We start from the raw sequence: 15,047 nt of genomic DNA, 5'->3' as shown, positions 1-15,047 counted from the left end.
TACCTGCAGTACAAGAACGTCAAGGCCGACTACGTCAAGGCCTTCTGGAACGTCGTCAACTGGGCCGACGTCCAGGACCGCTACGCACGCGCCACCAGCCAGGCCGGCAGCCTCATCATCGGATAGTTTCGCGCCCGTCAAAAAGTGGTACCCGGGGCCATCAACATGACGGCCTCTCAGGAGAAACCATGAGTATGGGTGCCAGCCCGGTCCACGGCGCCGTGGACCGGGCCACCGACAGCGACACTTTCCAGTACGCCGCCCGGGCGGGCTTTGCCGCCAGCGGCGTGCTGCATCTGCTGCTCGCCTTCATCATCGCGAGGTTGGCCTTCGGCACGGCCGGCAACGCCGACCAGTCCGGCGCGTTGGCGACCCTGGCCGCCCAGCCCGCCGGTGAGTTCATCCTGTGGGCGGCCGCTATCGGGCTGTTCGCCCTGGGCCTGTGGCATATGGCCGAGTCCATCGTCGGGTCCAAGCCCAGCGAACGTTCCGGTGACGACGACTCACCGGCCTGGAAACGCTCCAAGTCCATCGGTCTGGCGGTCGCCAACATCGCAATCGCATTCTCCGCCATGCGCTTTGCGACCGGCACTGGCCAGTCCAGTGGACAGCAGAACGCCGGGTTGTCGGCACAACTGATGCAGTCGACCTGGGGCAAGGCCGTGCTGATCATCGTCGGGCTCGGCGTGCTCGGTGTCGGCGCCTATCACGCGTACAAGGGCGTGTCGAAGAAGTTCTTCAAGGATCTGAGGGTCTCCGGGGGCACCGGCATCAACGCCGTCGGCATTGCCGGCTACACGGCAAAGGGCTTGGTGCTGGCCGGTGCCGGGCTACTCGTGGTGTTCGCCACGCTGCAGGCCGACCCGGCCAAGGCCTCCGGTCTGGACGCCGCGGTCAAGACACTGGGCCAGGTCCCGTTCGGCCAGTTCCTGCTGATCCTGGCCGCACTGGGGATCGCGGCCTTCGGCGCCTACAGCTTCGTGCGTAGCCGCTACGGTCGGCTCTGACGGGCACCGAGCACATCCCCGGCGAAGGCGACGATGCGCGCGGCGTCAGCGCCGTCGACGTCCTGGTCGGGATCGTAGATCACCAGGCTGGCACCCACACAGCCACCGGAACCGATCATCGTCGAGGCAAGTTCGTGCAGTTGCTCCCACGTCAGTCCGCCCGGCTCGTCGGCGACGTCGGGCAGACCCTGCGAGGCAAAGACGACCGGGTCCAGCACGTCGAGATCGATGTGCAGCCACCACCTTTGGCTGCGTAGAGCCGACAGCGCGCGAGCGCCGGCACCGGCCGGATCGGCGGCGACGGCGGGCAACGCCGCCAGCCAGACGCCGGCATCGGCCAGGGTGCCGACGTTGAACTGCGCGCGCCATGCCTCGTCGCGCGGGCCGAGCACCACCAGATCACGTGGATCCAGGGCGGGTAACCGTGCGCCCAGTGGCCCACCCAGCAGCCGGCCGGTGATACCGAGCAGCAGCCCGATCTCGGCATTGGCCGCCTCGCCGTCCTCGGAGACATCCAGCGGCATGGTGTCCTCGTGCCCGTCGACGAACACCAGGCCGGTATCGCCGACGTGGTCGCGCAGACCGGTCACGATGCCCAGCAGCATCGCGCAGTCCCCGCCCACCACCACCGGGAACCGGCCGGACCAGATGGCGCGCCCGACGCGGACGTTCAACGCATCGGTCATGGCGATCAGCGCCGGTTCGTTGATCAGGCTGCTGTCACCGCGCCTCGGATCCGGCGCCGGCAACACGATGTCCTCGTCGATGACGACCGCACCGAGTGCCGCCGCCAGGCCGGCCCGGCGCAGAGCAGCTGCCGCGTGAGCCTGGTGTCCGGCACGGCCGTAACCGTCGAATGGGAGGCCGATCAGTTCGATATCGACCATCGCGGCACGCAGATCCCGCTACCGGTGGCTAACTCAGGGCGTCGATCAGCGCCGCCAACTGCCCCGGCGACACCGCCACCCCGCAGGAGCGCCGCAGGTCGATCAGCGGTCGCGCGATGTTCTGCAGGTCCAGGAACTCACCCGGGTGGGTGAGAAAGTAGCCGCGGATCGCCTGCTCGGCATCGGCGGTCGGCTGATTGGCCGCCGCGGTCAGCACATCGTTGGCGGACGGATGCGTGTCCAGATAGCCGCCCGCCTGCGCGAGCACGCCGCTGGCGACGGTGGCCAGGTTGCTCGCCGAGCACGGTGGCGCGGCCACCGCGGTCGGGGCTGCCAGGACGGACAGTGCGGTCAGACCGCCGAGCGTGATCGCGACAATCGATTTCATCCTCCGATCCTGCGTGATCGGCCGCCCCGCTGCACCGTCTTGTCGCGAAATGGCTATGTCAAACCCCTGTCAGACCCCCTGGTTACGCTCGCGCCATGACGACCCCCAGCCCCGTCGTTCGGCCCGGTTTCGCGCCACCCACCACGACGTTCGACGCTGCCGCAGCCACCGCTCTGGTCACTCAGTTCTGCCTGTCCTACGACGTCCACCGGCACACCCATTACGCGGTCGTCCCGAATCTGGAACACGCATTGCGTACGGCGTCGCTGGTCGGCCCGGACGCTCGGTGGCGGCGGATGGCCCGCTGGTCGGGCAACAGCGATGTCGACGGGGTACCGGAAACGGTGCTCATGCGCAACGAACGCGATGTGCTCTACAACCGGTTCGTGGCCGGTATGCCCGAGGCGGCGTGGCTACCGCCCAACACCGTCGTCTCGGTCAGTCGCTGGGCCCGGTTCGCCCCGACGATGCGCGCCGCCGAACAGCTGGGCCTGGGTTGGATCCTGCCGATCCGCCGCGAGGTGCTGCTGGTTCCGCTTCCCGTCACCCGATATGCCGACGGTGTGCCGCACTGCGATACCAACCGACGCGCCATCGAATGGGCCGACGGGTCGGGTGCGTTTTACCTGCACGGCACCGAGTTCGACGAGCCGCTGTATCGCGCCGTCATCGGCGGCGAACTGTCGGTCCGCCAGATCGCCGCTCTACCCGACGCCGAGCAACGTCCGATCGCCATGCGCTACTTGACTTTCGACGAGGCAGAGCGGGCCGGCGCGACACCGGTCGGCACCGACCTGTACCGCTTGCCGTTACCGCCGCGCCTGGCCGGTGATCGCCGGTTCGGCCGACGCACCGCGCTGCACTTCCGTCGCGTCGCGGACAGCCAGTCCATCCACTGGACGGAGGCGCAGCTGGATTAACTGTGAATATGCTGGAAGGACAGCCTCACCTTGGTCCGAAGTGCAAGGATTCCTGCAATGAGGACCCCGTGGAACCGCATCGTCGCGGCGTTGTCCATCCTGACCTTCGTGAGCGCCATGACGGCGTGCTCATCGGGCGATCAGGGCGATGAGCTGCTGATCTACAACGCACAGCACGAGTCGCTCACCAAGGAGTGGATCGACGCCTTCACCAAGGAGACCGGGATCAAGGTCACCTACCGGCAGGGTGGTGACACCGAGATGGGCAACCAGCTCATCGCCGAAGGTGACGCGTCACCGGCCGATGTGTTCCTCACCGAGAATTCACCGGCGATGGCGGCTGTCGAGCAGGCCGGGCTGTTCGCCGATGTCGACCCTGCCACGGTGGAACAGGTGCCCGCCCAGTACCGGCCGTCGACCAACAAGTGGACCGGGGTCGCGGCTCGCACCACGGTGTTCGTCTACAACACCACCAAACTCACCGAAGCCCAACTGCCGCAGTCGATCATGGATCTGCAACAGCCGGAGTGGAAGGGCCGCTGGGGTGCACCACCGGCCAAGGCCGACTTCCAGGCCATCGTCTCGGCCATGCTGCAGCTGACCGGTGAACCGGCCACCGCGGCCTGGCTGGCGGCGATGAAGTCCAATGCCACGCTGCTGCAGGACAACATCGCCACCCTCCGCGCCGCCAACGACGGCGAGATCGACGGCGGCATCATCTACCACTACTACTGGTTCCGCGATCAGGCCAAGACCAAGGAGATCAGCGCCAACACCGCGCTGCACTACTTCCGCAACGAGGATCCGGGTGCGTTCATCAGCATCTCCGGAGGTGGCGTGCTCGAATCGAGCAAGAAGAAGGATCAGGCACAGCAGTTCCTGAAATTCATCACCTCCCAGGCCGGCCAGGAAGTCCTGGAGAAGGGCACCTCCTTCGAGTACCCGGTGGCCAGCGGTGTGCCGGCCAATCCGGCGCTGCCCGCGTTGGACACCTTGCAGGCCCCGGCCGTCGACCCGTCCACCCTGGACGCGGCGAAGGTCACCGACCTGATGACCAAGGCTGGCCTGCTCTAGGTGGTCTCGACGCACACCGACCGACCCACCGCCGGACCCCGTCCCCCCGCCCGGCCCGGTCCGCTGCTGACCGGTGGTATCGGTCTACTGGTCGCCGCGACCTTCATCCCGCTCGGCTATGTCGTGTGGGCGGTCGTCAGCACCGGGCCCGCCCGGATCTACGAGCTGGTGGTCCGTCCCCGGGTCGGCGAACTGTTGCTCAACACTGTCGGATTGGTCGCCGTCTGCGTGCCGCTGTGCGTCGTGCTGGGCGTCGGAGCGGCCTGGTTGGTCGAACGCACCGATGTCATCGGCCGGTCGGTGTGGCGGCCGCTGCTGGTGGCCCCGCTGGCGGTGCCCGCCTTCATCAACAGCTACGCCTGGGTCAGCGTCTGGCCGACGCTACACGGGTTCGGCGCCGGCGTCCTGGTGGCGACGCTGTCCTATTTTCCGTTCGTCTTCCTGCCCGCGGCGGCGACCCTGCGCCGACTCGACCCGGCCATCGAGGAGTCCGCACAGGCGCTGGGCTCCGGCACGGTCGGGGTGTTCTTCCGGGTGGTGCTGCCGCAGCTGCGGCTGGCGATCCTCGGCGGCGGCCTGCTGATCGGGGTCCACCTACTGGCCGAATATGGAGCGTTCGCGATGCTGCGCTTCTCCACCTTCACCACCGCCATCTTCGAGCAGTTCCAGGCCACCTTCGACGGTGCGGCCGGCGCCACCCTGGCCGGCGTGCTGGTACTGCTGTGCCTGGCACTGCTGGCAGGAGAGGCCGCGCTGCGGGGCAGCGCGCGATTCGCCCGGGTCGGTTCCGGCGCACCGCGGACCATCACCCCGATCCGATTGGGCGGCTGGGCCGTTCCCGCGTGCGCCGCGCTGGCGACCCTGACAATACTGGCGCTCGGGGTGCCGGTGTGGACGCTGCTGCGCTGGCTGTGGATCGGTGGTGCCGCAGTATGGGACTACGGCGACCTGACGCAGGCGCTCGGTCAGACCGCGGTGCTGGCCGCCCTCGCTGCCGGGGTGACCACGGTGGCGGCCTTCCCGTTCGCCTGGCTCGCGGTCCGCTACAGCGGGCCGTTCGCCCGCGCCGTCGAGGGTGCGAACTTCGTCACCAGTTCGATGCCCGGCATCGTCACCGCCCTGGCGTTGGTGACCGTCGCGATCCGGTTCGCTCCCCCGCTGTATCAGACCGTAGTGCTGGTGTTGTGCGCCTACGTGCTGATGTTCCTGCCACGCGCCTTGATCAGCCTGCGCTCCGGGTTGGCACAGATCCCGCCCGGACTGGAGGAGGCGTCCCGGTCACTGGGTGTCTCGCCGGCCCGCAGCTTTGTGCAGGTGACCCTGCGCTTGACCGCACCGGCGGCAGGTGCGGGCGCGGCCCTGGTGTTCGTCGCGGTGGCCACCGAACTGACCGCGACGCTGCTGCTAGCCCCGACCGGTACCCGGACGTTGGCGATGCGGTTCTGGTCGCTGTCCAGCGAACTCGATTACGCCGCCGCCGCACCGTACGCACTGGTGCTGGTGGCATTGTCGATCCCGGTGACCGTCGCCCTGTTCCGCGAAGCCACCCGGGCGGCGTCATGAACACCGATGTCCTGCGGGTCCATGAGCTGACCAAATCCTTCACCGGCGCACCGGTTCTCGACGGAGTCGACCTGACGCTGCCGCAGGGCAGCATCACCGCCGTGGTGGGCGCATCGGGCTGCGGGAAGACCACCCTGCTGCGACTGGTCGCCGGATTCGAGAAACCGGACGCCGGGACCATCGACATCGCCGGGCGCCGGGTCGCCTCGGCACAGACATCGGTGGCACCGCATCGCCGTTCGGTCGGCTACGTGGCCCAGGACGGTGCGTTGTTCCCGCACCTCAGTGTCGGGGCGAACATCGCCTACGGGCTCGGCGGCCGGGACCGCGATGCCCGGGTGGCCGAGCTGCTCGACACCGTCTCGCTGGATCCATCGTTCGCAGCACGTCGCCCGCACGAACTGTCCGGCGGGCAGCAGCAACGCGTCGCACTGGCCCGCGCCATGGCGCGGCGGCCTGCCCTGATGCTGCTCGACGAACCGTTCTCCGCACTCGACACCGGGTTGCGGGCGGCCACCCGCCGGGCGGTGACCAAGGTGCTCACCGATGCGGGAGTCACCACCCTGCTGGTCACCCACGACCAGGGCGAGGCGTTGTCCATCGCCGATCAGGTGGCCGTCATGCGGGACGGCCGATTCACCGGAATCGGCACTCCACAACAGGTTTACCGGAGCCCCGGCGATCGGTTCACCGCCGAGTTCCTAGGCGACTGTGTATTCCTGCCCGCGACGGTGCGCGACGGTCACGTCGACTGCGCGCTCGGCCGCATCGCACTGGCGACCCCGGCACCCGACGGGCCCGGCACCGCGCTGCTACGCCCGGAACAGCTGGTGGCCGCCGAGATCACCGACGAGGTCGACATCACCGAACCCGGTATCGGCACCGTGCTGGCCACCGAGTTCCTCGGCCACGATGTGCTGCTCACCATCGATATCGGTGACATCCCGCCGATCACAGTGCGCCAGCACAGCATCGACCCACCCACGGTCGACACCAAGGTGCGCATCGCGGTCATCGGCCGCGCCCTGGTGCTGCCATGAAAGGTATCGTCGACCATCTGCTCGGCCACGGCGAACAGCCTGCCGTCCACACCGCAGACACCACCCTGAGTTACCGGTCGCTGGCCCGGTTGGTCGAGTCGGCGGCTGCCGAGTTCGGATCCCGCCGAAAGCTCATCCTGCTGCAGACCCGCAACGATATCGCCACCCTCACCTACTATCTCGGCGCGTTGGCCGGTGGCCACGTCGTGATCCCGGTGCCACCGGGTGGGGACCACAGTGAGCTGCTGAGCACCTACCGCCCCAATATCGTGATCGACGCCGATGGACTGCACCGGCATGACAGCCCGCCACCGCAACTGCATCCCGATCTGGCACTGCTGCTGTCGACCTCGGGCAGCACCGGCTCCCCCAAACTGGTGCGACTGTCGGCAGCCAATCTGATCGCCAACGCCCGCTCCATCGCCGACTATCTCGACATCCGCAACACCGATTGCGCGGCAACAACATTACCGATGTCGTACTGCTACGGCCTGTCGGTCATCCACAGCCACCTGCTGCGCGGGGCGGCACTGATCCTCACCGATCTGTCGGTCATCGACGACGCCTTCTGGCGGCTGTTCCGCGCCCACCGGGGCACCACGTTCGCCGGTGTTCCCTACACCTTCGATCTGCTCGACCGGATCGGGTTCGCGGCGATGGATCTGCCGCATCTGCGGTATGTCACCCAGGCCGGCGGGGCGCTCGCACCGCAGCGGGTCCGGGCGTTCGCCGAGCTCGGCCGGCACAGCGGCTGGCAACTGTTCGTCATGTACGGGGCGACCGAGGCCACCGCCCGGATGGCTTACCTACCACCTGAACTCGCGATCGACCGACCCGATGCGATCGGCCGGGCCATCCCCGGCGGGCAGCTGCGGATCGACACCGACGGTGAGCTCGTCTACACCGGCCCCAATGTGATGATGGGCTACGCGCACTCCCGCGCCGACCTCGCCGGCGGGGCCGGCCCCGCCGAATTGCGTACCGGCGACCTGGCCCGACAGGCACCGGACGGTCTCTTCGAGATCGTCGGGCGTGTTAACCGCTTCGCCAAGCTGTTCGGGCTACGCATCGATCTGCAGCGAGTGGAGAACACGCTGCGCGAACGGGAGCTGCCGGCCTTGTGCGCCGTCGCCGCTGACACCCTGGTCGTGGCGACCACCGGCCCCCCGGATGCCGCCCGCGCCGCGGTCACCGAGATGACCGGCCTGCCCGGCGGTTCGGTGCGCGCGGTCGGTGTCGAGAGCCTGCCGATGCTGCCGTCGGGCAAGCCCGACTATCCCGCGGTGCGCGCACTGCACGCCGAGACCGCCGCGGTGACACCGCTGCGTGCGGTGTTCGCCGACGTGCTGCACCTGGACCCCGCGCAGATCGACACGGCGGCCAGCTTCGTCGACCTGGGCGGCAACTCGCTGACCTACGTGACGGCATCGGTGCGATTGGAACGCGCGCTGGGACACCTCCCCGCGCAGTGGCACCGCATGCCGTTGGCCGACCTCGAGGCTGCGCAGCCGCGGCGGCGCCGCTGGACCGCCACCCTCGACACCAGCGTGGCCTTGCGAGCCGTCGCGATCGTGCTCATCGTGGGATCACATGCCGAACTGTTCGAGATGTGGGGCGGGGCGCACATCCTACTGGGGGTGGCCGGCTACAACTTCGGCCGCTTCTGCCTGACGGCCGCCCCGCGGGCAGAACGAATCCGACAGCTACGCAACACCATCGGCTGGATCGCGGTGCCCGCCGTCGCCTGGGTGGCACTCACCATGCTCGTCAGCGACCACTATGGGTGGACGAATCTGCTGCTGGCCAACAAGCTCCTTGGCCCGTTCGACAGTATGACCGCCGGCCGGCTGTGGTTCATCGAAGTACTGGTGTGGATCCTGGTGCTGGCGGCCTGCCTGCTGGCACTACCGCCGGTCGACCGACTCGAGCGGCGGCACGAATGGGGTTTCGCCGCAGTGTTTCTGGCCGCCGGACTGGCCATCCGGTACACGGTCACCGGCGAGGCCGCCTGGTTCAGCATATTGGCGTTCTGGTTCTTCGCCCTCGGGTGGGCGGTATCCAAGGCGTCGTCGACCTGGCAGCGCGCCGCGCTCACCGCGGTCACCGCGGTCACCCTCTACGGCTATTTCGCGGATCCGTTCCGCGAGGCGCTGGTGTTCACCGGGCTGTGTCTGCTCATCTGGCTGCCCGCGGTCCGGTGCCCGGTCGGGGCGACGAGCGTACTGGCCGTGCTCGCCGATGCCTCGCTCTACATCTATCTGACGCATTTCCAGGTCTATCCGCTGTTCGGCACGCACCGACTGCTCGGAATGCTGGCCGCACTGGTGGTCGGCGTGGTGCTGGCCCAGGCGCTGAACTGGCTGCGACGCCGGCCTCGTCACCGATCGGCAGCCAGGCCCTCCTGGACCGCGGTGGCGGCGATGACCCCGTCGGCGCGCACCAGCGACGCGGTGACCAGACCCCGGCCCCGCGCCGAGGCCGGGGACCGCGACTCCAGCAGATTCCACTGATCGGCATGCACCCGCCGATGGAACCACACCGACGAATCGGTGGTGCCGCTGCGAAATACGCGCTCGCGCATCGAGTGTCCGTGCGTCTGGAAGACCGGATCGACGCCGTACAGGTCGGTCAGGTAGACCGCCACCAAGGTGTGCAGCACGGCGTCCTCGGGTAGCGGGACCACGGTGCGCCACCACAGCCGGCGCACGAACTCCCCCGCGCTGCGCTGATCGTCGATCCGAAGGTCGAACTCGTCCAGCGGGACCGACGGTGCCGGGCCCAGTGAGACAGACGGGTCCAGGGTGTCCGGATGCGGTGGCATCGGGTGACGGGCACCGTGTTCGGGCCCGGCCATCGGCGCCGAGAACGACACCGTGGCGGTGGTGAGCAACCGATCGTGTTGGCGGCCCTGCACCCGACGCGCGGCGGCGGTCCGCCCGTCATACACCCGCTCGACGTCGTAATCGGTGCCGTCGCCGGCCTCACCACCGCGCAGGAACTGCAGATGCATATTGGTGGGCTGCTTGTCGGCGTGCACGGTCGCGCACGCCGCGGCCAGGCTCTGCGCGGCGAACAGCCCGCCGAAGGAACGCTTGCCCGCCGGTCCGGCAGCCGGCCCCGACCAGCGGTCAGAACCCAACGGATGCAGCGTCAGCAGGTCCAGCAGCACGCTCACGCGATGGTTCCCGACCCCAGCAGGTCATCGATCTCCGCACCGGACAGCCCCAGCGCCGTCAACACCTGCGCCGTGTGATCGCCCAGTGCCGGTGCCGGTTCGGCCGCCGGATAGCCGCCGTCGATCGAGATCGGTAGTCCCGCCGCCAGATGCGGACCGATCCGCGGTTGGTCGAGCCGGGTGAACAGGGGGTTCTCGGTGACCCGCGGATCGGCGGCGACCTCGGCGAAACTGCGGTAGCGATCCCACAACACCGAGGTCTGCGACAGCGCGGCAGCGACCTCGTCGGCATCACGTTCGGCGAACCACAGGGTGAACAACCCGGTCAGCGCGTCGCGGTGCCGGTAACGGTCACCCTCGTCAGTGAAATCGGCGCCCAGCGCCTCACCCAGGGCGGTGACGGCCGTCGCGGTGCCGGTCAGCTCGGTGAGATCGCGAAAATGCCTGCCGGTCAACGCCACCAGCATGAACACCGCACCGTCCCGACTGGTGAAGGTGTTGCCGTACTGCCCGAAGATGGCGTTGCCGACGCGGGGCCGCTCCGGCCCGCCCAGCAGCGCCTCGGTGAGAAAACTCAGATTTCCTGCGGTGGCCAGCGCGACATTCTCCAACGGGATCGCCAGCCGTGCACCGCGGCCGGTGCTGTCGCGGTGGCGCACCGCGGCGGTGACCGCAAGTGCGGTGTACAGCCCGCAGGACACATCCCAGGCCGGCAGCACGTGGTTGACCGGAGTCGCCAGGTTGGTGGGTCCGGTGACCATCGGAAACCCGACCGCGGCGTTGACCGTGTAATCCACACCGGTGGTGCCATCGGCCCGCCCGGAGATCTCGGCGTGGATCAGATCGGGACGTAGGGCGACCAGTTCGTCATAGGAATGCCAAGCGCGCCCGGCGACGTTGGTGATCAGCACACCGGCGTCGGCGATCAACCGGCGGATCAGGTCCTGACCCGCGGCGGCACGCATGTCGACGGCCACCGACTGCTTACCCTTGTTCAGCCCGGCCCAGTAGATGCTGTCACCGTCATCGGTGACCGGCCAGCGCCGGTAGTCGGCGGCGCCGCCGACGGGATCGATGCGGATGACCTCGGCACCCAACTGGGCGAGTGTCATTCCGGCCAGCGGCACTGCCACAAAGCTCGATATCTCGATGATCCGCACGCCCGCCAGGGGCCCCGTCGCCACACCAGTCACCCGGTCAAGGTATCAACCCTGGATCAACAGGGCCCGTTCCCGGTTCGCGGTGAGCAGCACACCGCGGCCCCGGTCGATCACCACTCCACGCACCCACCGCGAACACGGGGTGGCGCCGTCGAAGATCTCCGACTTGACCTCCTCGGCCAGCACCGAGCGTCCGTTGTCGGTGAACAGGTAGCGGTACCGGGTCTCCGTCTCGCCCTGTCCGAGGTCCTCGGAGTCGATGTCGAGCTCCACATCGTCGGGTTTGGCGATACCCAGCGCGATCAGCACCGCCTCCGGGGAGAGCATCTCCAGTTCGATCTCCCGGGTGGTCTCCGGGGCCAGCCGGACCTGATCGGGACGTTCCCCGTCACCGAGAAAACGCACCAGCCGCCAGCCGTCCTCGACCCCGCGCAACACGATGTGCCGCCCACCCGGGTGGATCTCGGCGACCAGCACCTCGGCATCGACGAAAACAGCCGTCGCTCCACTGACCGCACCCAGCCCAGCAGCGGCGGTACGCAGGGCAGACAGGTCCCAGGGCCGCACCTTCGATCCGAGCTCGTCGTCCCGCAGGGCCCGCACCGCGGCCGCCACCGCCGTGCGGATCGGACCCTTGTGGCAGCGCAACGGCACGTCGCCGTGGTCGCGCAGAGCCGCGACGGCGGCGATGACCTGGGGCGCCAGTTCGACGGAGTCAGACACGACAACTGACCATACGGGCTCTAGGTTGGGGCTATGACCACGATCACCCTGGAGATCACCCTGGACACCCCGGACGGTCCCATCGACGCCCTGGTCGACACACCCGACGGCGCCGGGCCCTGGCCCGGTGTGGTGATCGTGCACGACGCCATCGGCTACCTCCCGGACAAGGAGGCGGTGTCCGAGCGGGTGGCCGCCGCCGGCTATCTGGCCATCACCCCGAACCTGTACGCCCGCGGCGGCCGGGCCCGCTGCATCACCAAGGTGATGCGGGCCGCGCTCACCAAACACGGTCCGGCCATCGATGATCTGTTGGCGGCCCGCGACTACCTGACCGGGCGCGCCGATTGCACCGGCACCGTCGGGATCGCCGGTTTCTGCATGGGTGGACAGTTTGCACTCATCATGTCCCCCAAGGGTTTCGGAGCGGCCGCACCGTTCTACGGCACACCGCTGCCGAAGAACCTCGAAGAGACGTTGAGCGGGGCCTGCCCCATCGTGGCGAGCTTCGGGGCCAAGGATCCGTTGGGCCGCGGCGCTCCGGCGAAGCTCAACAAGGCGGTGGCCGCGCATCAGATCGATGCCGACATCAAGGTCTATCCCGACGCCGGGCACAGCTTCGCCAACCAGCTGCCCGCCCAGGCGTTGATGCGGGTCACCGGGTTCGGTTACAACGAGGCCGTCGCCGAGGATGCCTGGCGCCGGGTATTCGGCTTCTTCGACACCCACCTGCGTGGTTAGGAACGGACCAGCTCCACCACCGGGATGACCCGCGTCGTCTTGTGCTGGTAGTCACCGAACTGCGGCTCGGCGGCGACCTGCTTGGCGTAGATCTCGTCGCGCTCGGCACCGTCGAGCACCCGCGCCGACGCGGCGTAGGTCTCGGTGCCCAGTTCGACGGTGATGGCGGGGTTGGCCACCAGGTTGCGGTACCAGTCGGGGTTGCTGTCCGCACCACCCTTACTGGCGAAGATGTAGACCCGGCCGTCGTCGAGCAGCGGCACCAGCGGTGCGATGCGCTCGGCACCCGACTTCGCGCCGGTGTGGTGGACGAGCACCAGCGGTTTACCGGTGAACACCCCGCCCGCGGTGCCGCCCGTGGTGCGGAACTCCTCGATCACGGCGCGGTTCATCGCATCGAAATCTGCTTTCTCCATGACAGGTACATACCCGGGCCCGCGGTCACCTATTCCCGATGCCGCCTAGCACACCGGCGACCGCACCGACAAGATCCTCGCACCGTGCGGTATCCGTCCGTGTCGTATGGCTGAGCTCCAGGTGCACGAACTCCAGATCGTGCCGACCCGCGGTCCGGCCCTGGGCGTTGGTCCGGCCTTCCAGTGCGCCACAGCCGTCGCGCCAGGCCCGGCACACATCGAGTCCGATCCCCTCCAACGCATCGGCGAGCCGGCGGGCGCGCTCCCCCACCCTGGCCCGGCCGCTGGAGATCACCACATCGGTTCCGTGCAGGCTCTCGTCGGCGTAGCCGTGCAGCTGAAGTTGCATCGAACCCTGGCGACCGAATTCCTGGGCGATGGCATGGAACAGTGAATCCGGCTGATGCGCAACATCGGCCGTGCCCTTCGCGGCGCGGCGGTGGGCCCCGGCGACGAGCAGTCCGGCGTCCGGTATCGCACGGAACAGCTGCAAACCGATACCTTCGGTGTCCCGGTCGGCGCGCGGATGGGGCACCTCGATCAGGGTGCCGGGCCGGTTGTCCGCCGCCGGCACCGCCAGCAGACCCCAGGTGCGCCGGCCCTCGGATTCCCCGGCGGCCAGCAGGCAGTCACGTCGGGCGGGCGCGTCGTGCAACTGCTCGACCGTGAACCCCAATGGCGCGAATCGGCCTCGTGCCGCCTCGATGTCACCGAATATCAACTGTTCGACACCGCGCACCGCCCGCCGCGCCTCGGGATCGGTGGGCGCACGATAGTGCTGCCGGGGGCTCAGTCGCGCGGTCAACATGTCGATCTCGTGATCCAGCGTTCGCGTCGAGTTCTGCTCCACCCGTGCGCCGCAGGCCGCCGACATCCCGGCGGCCGCCGCACCGGTCAACACCCGCAACATGGCACGGCGGTCCAACTTCCCGTGGCCGACACTCACAGCCGCTTCACGCTGCGGAACCCGGACGGATAGTCGCCATTGCCGTCGAGGGTGGATGCTCCGCCCGCATCACTCATGGTGGGTCCGTCCGCGGCGGCACGGCTGGCGATGAACCGGAGGTGGCCGGACTCGTCACGCCCCAGGTAGATACCCACAACATCGGTCCGCTGGTCGGGATCGGTGTCGAAGAACACGAGATCACCGGGTTGGATGGCGCCGAATCGGGTCACCCTGGACTGCCGGTCGGGCACGACGACCGCGCCCGGCCCCTTAGTGGCGATGTCATCGGCGCTGCGGGGAATGGCGTCCGCTTCGTCATCGCTGTCGGCGCGCACCGGCATACCCGAGCGGTGCCCGAATACCAGTCGCACGAACCCGGGCGCATCTACGGCGCCGCGTTGGGCCGGGTCGGGTTGCTTCACCCGGCCGTCGGCGTAGGTCCATGTCTGGCCGAGATAGTCGAAGAAGTCAGCGTGCTCACCACGTCCGTCGCCGTCGGTGTCGAATCCTCCGAAGCGGGCATCGCGGTGCACGGGTTGGCCGGGGAGGTACTCGGTCGCCGCGGCCAGCACATCCGGTGTGCGGTCGCGTAATGCACCGTCCAGCCACGGCCGGAACCACGGTTGGTGTTCGTCCCCGGCCGCCCACGGCGCCGACAGCATGCGCACCCAGGTCTGGGACGCCACCGCTGCGCCCCCGGGTTCACTGAATCGGCGGTTGGGCCCGAGCAGGTTGACGGTGCGCGCCCCGTCGGTGAAGGTGGCGACGACCCGACCGGTGCCGTCGATCACCGTGGTGCGTGCCGGGTCCGGTTGCCGCTCGAAGCGCAGATCTACAGCGGCCGAGAATGATTCGACGGCCGGCCCTGCCGCCCCCGCGGCGGTCTCGTCTCGCACCGCCCCGCTGGCCATGCCGCCGACGCCGATCAGCACGCCCGCCGCGGTGAAGGCGATCTGCCTGATGGTGCGTTGATGTAACCCAGTCATACGCAATGGACTTCTCCCTTC

The 15,047-nt window shown here is 68.6% G+C and carries 15 protein-coding genes and 1 pseudogene; 8 read left to right on the top strand and 8 right to left on the bottom strand.

Annotated features, from left to right (window positions below; translation table 11 throughout):
* The coding region (locus ACLBYA_RS09205) for a Fe-Mn family superoxide dismutase (protein ID WP_447709088.1) at positions 1-126 on the top strand (126 nt) is incomplete at its 5' end.
* Between the two features lie 62 nt (positions 127-188).
* A complete protein-coding gene (locus tag ACLBYA_RS09200; RefSeq protein WP_447709060.1) occupies positions 189-1,007 on the top strand; it encodes a DUF1206 domain-containing protein in 819 nt (272 codons plus the stop codon).
* Here ACLBYA_RS09200 and ACLBYA_RS09195 read toward each other — a convergent pair.
* Both ACLBYA_RS09195 and ACLBYA_RS09190 read right to left on the bottom strand, forming a co-directional pair.
* Entirely contained in the window at positions 992-1,894 is a 903-nt protein-coding gene (locus ACLBYA_RS09195) for an arginase family protein (protein WP_447709059.1), read from the bottom strand. The genes ACLBYA_RS09200 and ACLBYA_RS09195 overlap by 16 nt on opposite strands.
* Positions 1,895-1,922: 28 nt before the next feature.
* Positions 1,923-2,282: a heme-binding protein gene (locus ACLBYA_RS09190; protein WP_447709058.1), complete on the bottom strand. Its 360-nt coding sequence runs from the start codon at positions 2,280-2,282 to the stop codon at positions 1,923-1,925.
* 95 nt (positions 2,283-2,377) lie between these two features.
* Here ACLBYA_RS09190 and ACLBYA_RS09185 point away from each other — a divergent pair, with 95 nt between their 5' ends.
* The 5 genes and pseudogenes from ACLBYA_RS09185 to ACLBYA_RS09165 form a co-directional block, all read left to right on the top strand.
* Entirely contained in the window at positions 2,378-3,202 is an 825-nt protein-coding gene (locus ACLBYA_RS09185) for a hypothetical protein (RefSeq protein ID WP_447709057.1), read from the top strand.
* Positions 3,203-3,259: 57 nt separating this feature from the next.
* Positions 3,260-4,276, top strand: coding sequence for an iron ABC transporter substrate-binding protein (locus ACLBYA_RS09180; RefSeq protein ID WP_447709056.1), 1,017 nt, complete (start codon positions 3,260-3,262; stop codon positions 4,274-4,276).
* Positions 4,277-5,839, top strand: a complete 1,563-nt coding sequence (locus ACLBYA_RS09175) for an ABC transporter permease (protein ID WP_447709055.1) — start codon at positions 4,277-4,279, stop codon at positions 5,837-5,839. It begins immediately after the preceding gene.
* Positions 5,836-6,879: an ABC transporter ATP-binding protein gene (locus ACLBYA_RS09170; RefSeq protein ID WP_447709054.1), complete on the top strand. Its 1,044-nt coding sequence runs from the start codon at positions 5,836-5,838 to the stop codon at positions 6,877-6,879. Before ACLBYA_RS09175 ends, ACLBYA_RS09170 begins: the two co-directional genes overlap by 4 nt.
* A pseudogene (locus tag ACLBYA_RS09165) lies at positions 6,876-8,273 on the top strand (AMP-binding protein); the annotation flags it as partial. The gene ACLBYA_RS09170 and the pseudogene ACLBYA_RS09165, both read left to right, overlap by 4 nt.
* 983 nt (positions 8,274-9,256) lie before the next feature.
* Here ACLBYA_RS09165 and ACLBYA_RS09160 read toward each other — a convergent pair.
* Genes ACLBYA_RS09160 through ACLBYA_RS09150 form a run of 3 tightly spaced genes read right to left on the bottom strand, consistent with a single transcriptional unit; the run spans position 9,257 to position 11,937 of the window.
* Positions 9,257-10,054, bottom strand: a complete 798-nt coding sequence (locus ACLBYA_RS09160; RefSeq protein ID WP_447709053.1) for an acyl-CoA thioesterase — start codon at positions 10,052-10,054, stop codon at positions 9,257-9,259.
* Positions 10,051-11,238 (bottom strand): CoA transferase, encoded by a 1,188-nt coding sequence (locus ACLBYA_RS09155; RefSeq protein ID WP_447709052.1) that lies wholly within the window; start codon positions 11,236-11,238, stop codon positions 10,051-10,053. Before ACLBYA_RS09155 ends, ACLBYA_RS09160 begins: the two co-directional genes overlap by 4 nt.
* A 21-nt stretch (positions 11,239-11,259) precedes the next feature.
* A complete protein-coding gene (locus ACLBYA_RS09150) occupies positions 11,260-11,937 on the bottom strand; it encodes a hypothetical protein (RefSeq protein ID WP_447709051.1) in 678 nt (225 codons plus the stop codon).
* A 33-nt stretch (positions 11,938-11,970) separates the two neighbouring features.
* Here ACLBYA_RS09150 and ACLBYA_RS09145 point away from each other — a divergent pair, with 33 nt between their 5' ends.
* Positions 11,971-12,678: a dienelactone hydrolase family protein gene (locus ACLBYA_RS09145; protein ID WP_447709050.1), complete on the top strand. Its 708-nt coding sequence runs from the start codon at positions 11,971-11,973 to the stop codon at positions 12,676-12,678.
* On the opposite strand, the gene ACLBYA_RS09140 is transcribed toward ACLBYA_RS09145, so the two are convergent.
* Genes ACLBYA_RS09140 through ACLBYA_RS09130 form a run of 3 tightly spaced genes read right to left on the bottom strand, consistent with a single transcriptional unit; the run spans position 12,675 to position 15,026 of the window.
* Entirely contained in the window at positions 12,675-13,094 is a 420-nt protein-coding gene (locus ACLBYA_RS09140) for a nitroreductase family deazaflavin-dependent oxidoreductase (RefSeq protein WP_447709049.1), read from the bottom strand. The genes ACLBYA_RS09145 and ACLBYA_RS09140 overlap by 4 nt on opposite strands.
* A 25-nt stretch (positions 13,095-13,119) precedes the next feature.
* Positions 13,120-14,040, bottom strand: a complete 921-nt coding sequence (locus tag ACLBYA_RS09135; RefSeq protein ID WP_447709048.1) for a hypothetical protein — start codon at positions 14,038-14,040, stop codon at positions 13,120-13,122.
* Positions 14,037-15,026, bottom strand: a complete 990-nt coding sequence (locus ACLBYA_RS09130; protein ID WP_447709047.1) for a hypothetical protein — start codon at positions 15,024-15,026, stop codon at positions 14,037-14,039. Before ACLBYA_RS09130 ends, ACLBYA_RS09135 begins: the two co-directional genes overlap by 4 nt.
* Between the last annotated feature and the right edge of the window lie 21 nt (positions 15,027-15,047).

The sequence above is a fragment of the Mycobacterium sp. C31M genome, from assembly GCF_053345865.1.
Note: the sequence above shows the minus strand (reverse complement) of the source record. Positions and strands in the feature narration are given on the sequence as shown.

Excerpts from the sequence above, each read along its gene's own strand:
- ACLBYA_RS09200 (WP_447709060.1), top strand. The coding sequence starts at position 189 with ATGAGTATGGGTGCCAGCCCGGTCCACGGCGCCGTGGACCGGGCCACC.
- ACLBYA_RS09195 (WP_447709059.1), bottom strand. The coding sequence starts at position 1,894 with ATGGTCGATATCGAACTGATCGGCCTCCCATTCGACGGTTACGGCCGT.
- ACLBYA_RS09190 (WP_447709058.1), bottom strand. The coding sequence starts at position 2,282 with ATGAAATCGATTGTCGCGATCACGCTCGGCGGTCTGACCGCACTGTCC.
- ACLBYA_RS09185 (WP_447709057.1), top strand. The coding sequence starts at position 2,378 with ATGACGACCCCCAGCCCCGTCGTTCGGCCCGGTTTCGCGCCACCCACC.
- ACLBYA_RS09180 (WP_447709056.1), top strand. The coding sequence starts at position 3,260 with ATGAGGACCCCGTGGAACCGCATCGTCGCGGCGTTGTCCATCCTGACC.
- ACLBYA_RS09170 (WP_447709054.1), top strand. The coding sequence starts at position 5,836 with ATGAACACCGATGTCCTGCGGGTCCATGAGCTGACCAAATCCTTCACC.
- ACLBYA_RS09145 (WP_447709050.1), top strand. The coding sequence starts at position 11,971 with ATGACCACGATCACCCTGGAGATCACCCTGGACACCCCGGACGGTCCC.
- ACLBYA_RS09140 (WP_447709049.1), bottom strand. The coding sequence starts at position 13,094 with ATGGAGAAAGCAGATTTCGATGCGATGAACCGCGCCGTGATCGAGGAG.
- ACLBYA_RS09130 (WP_447709047.1), bottom strand. The coding sequence starts at position 15,026 with ATGACTGGGTTACATCAACGCACCATCAGGCAGATCGCCTTCACCGCG.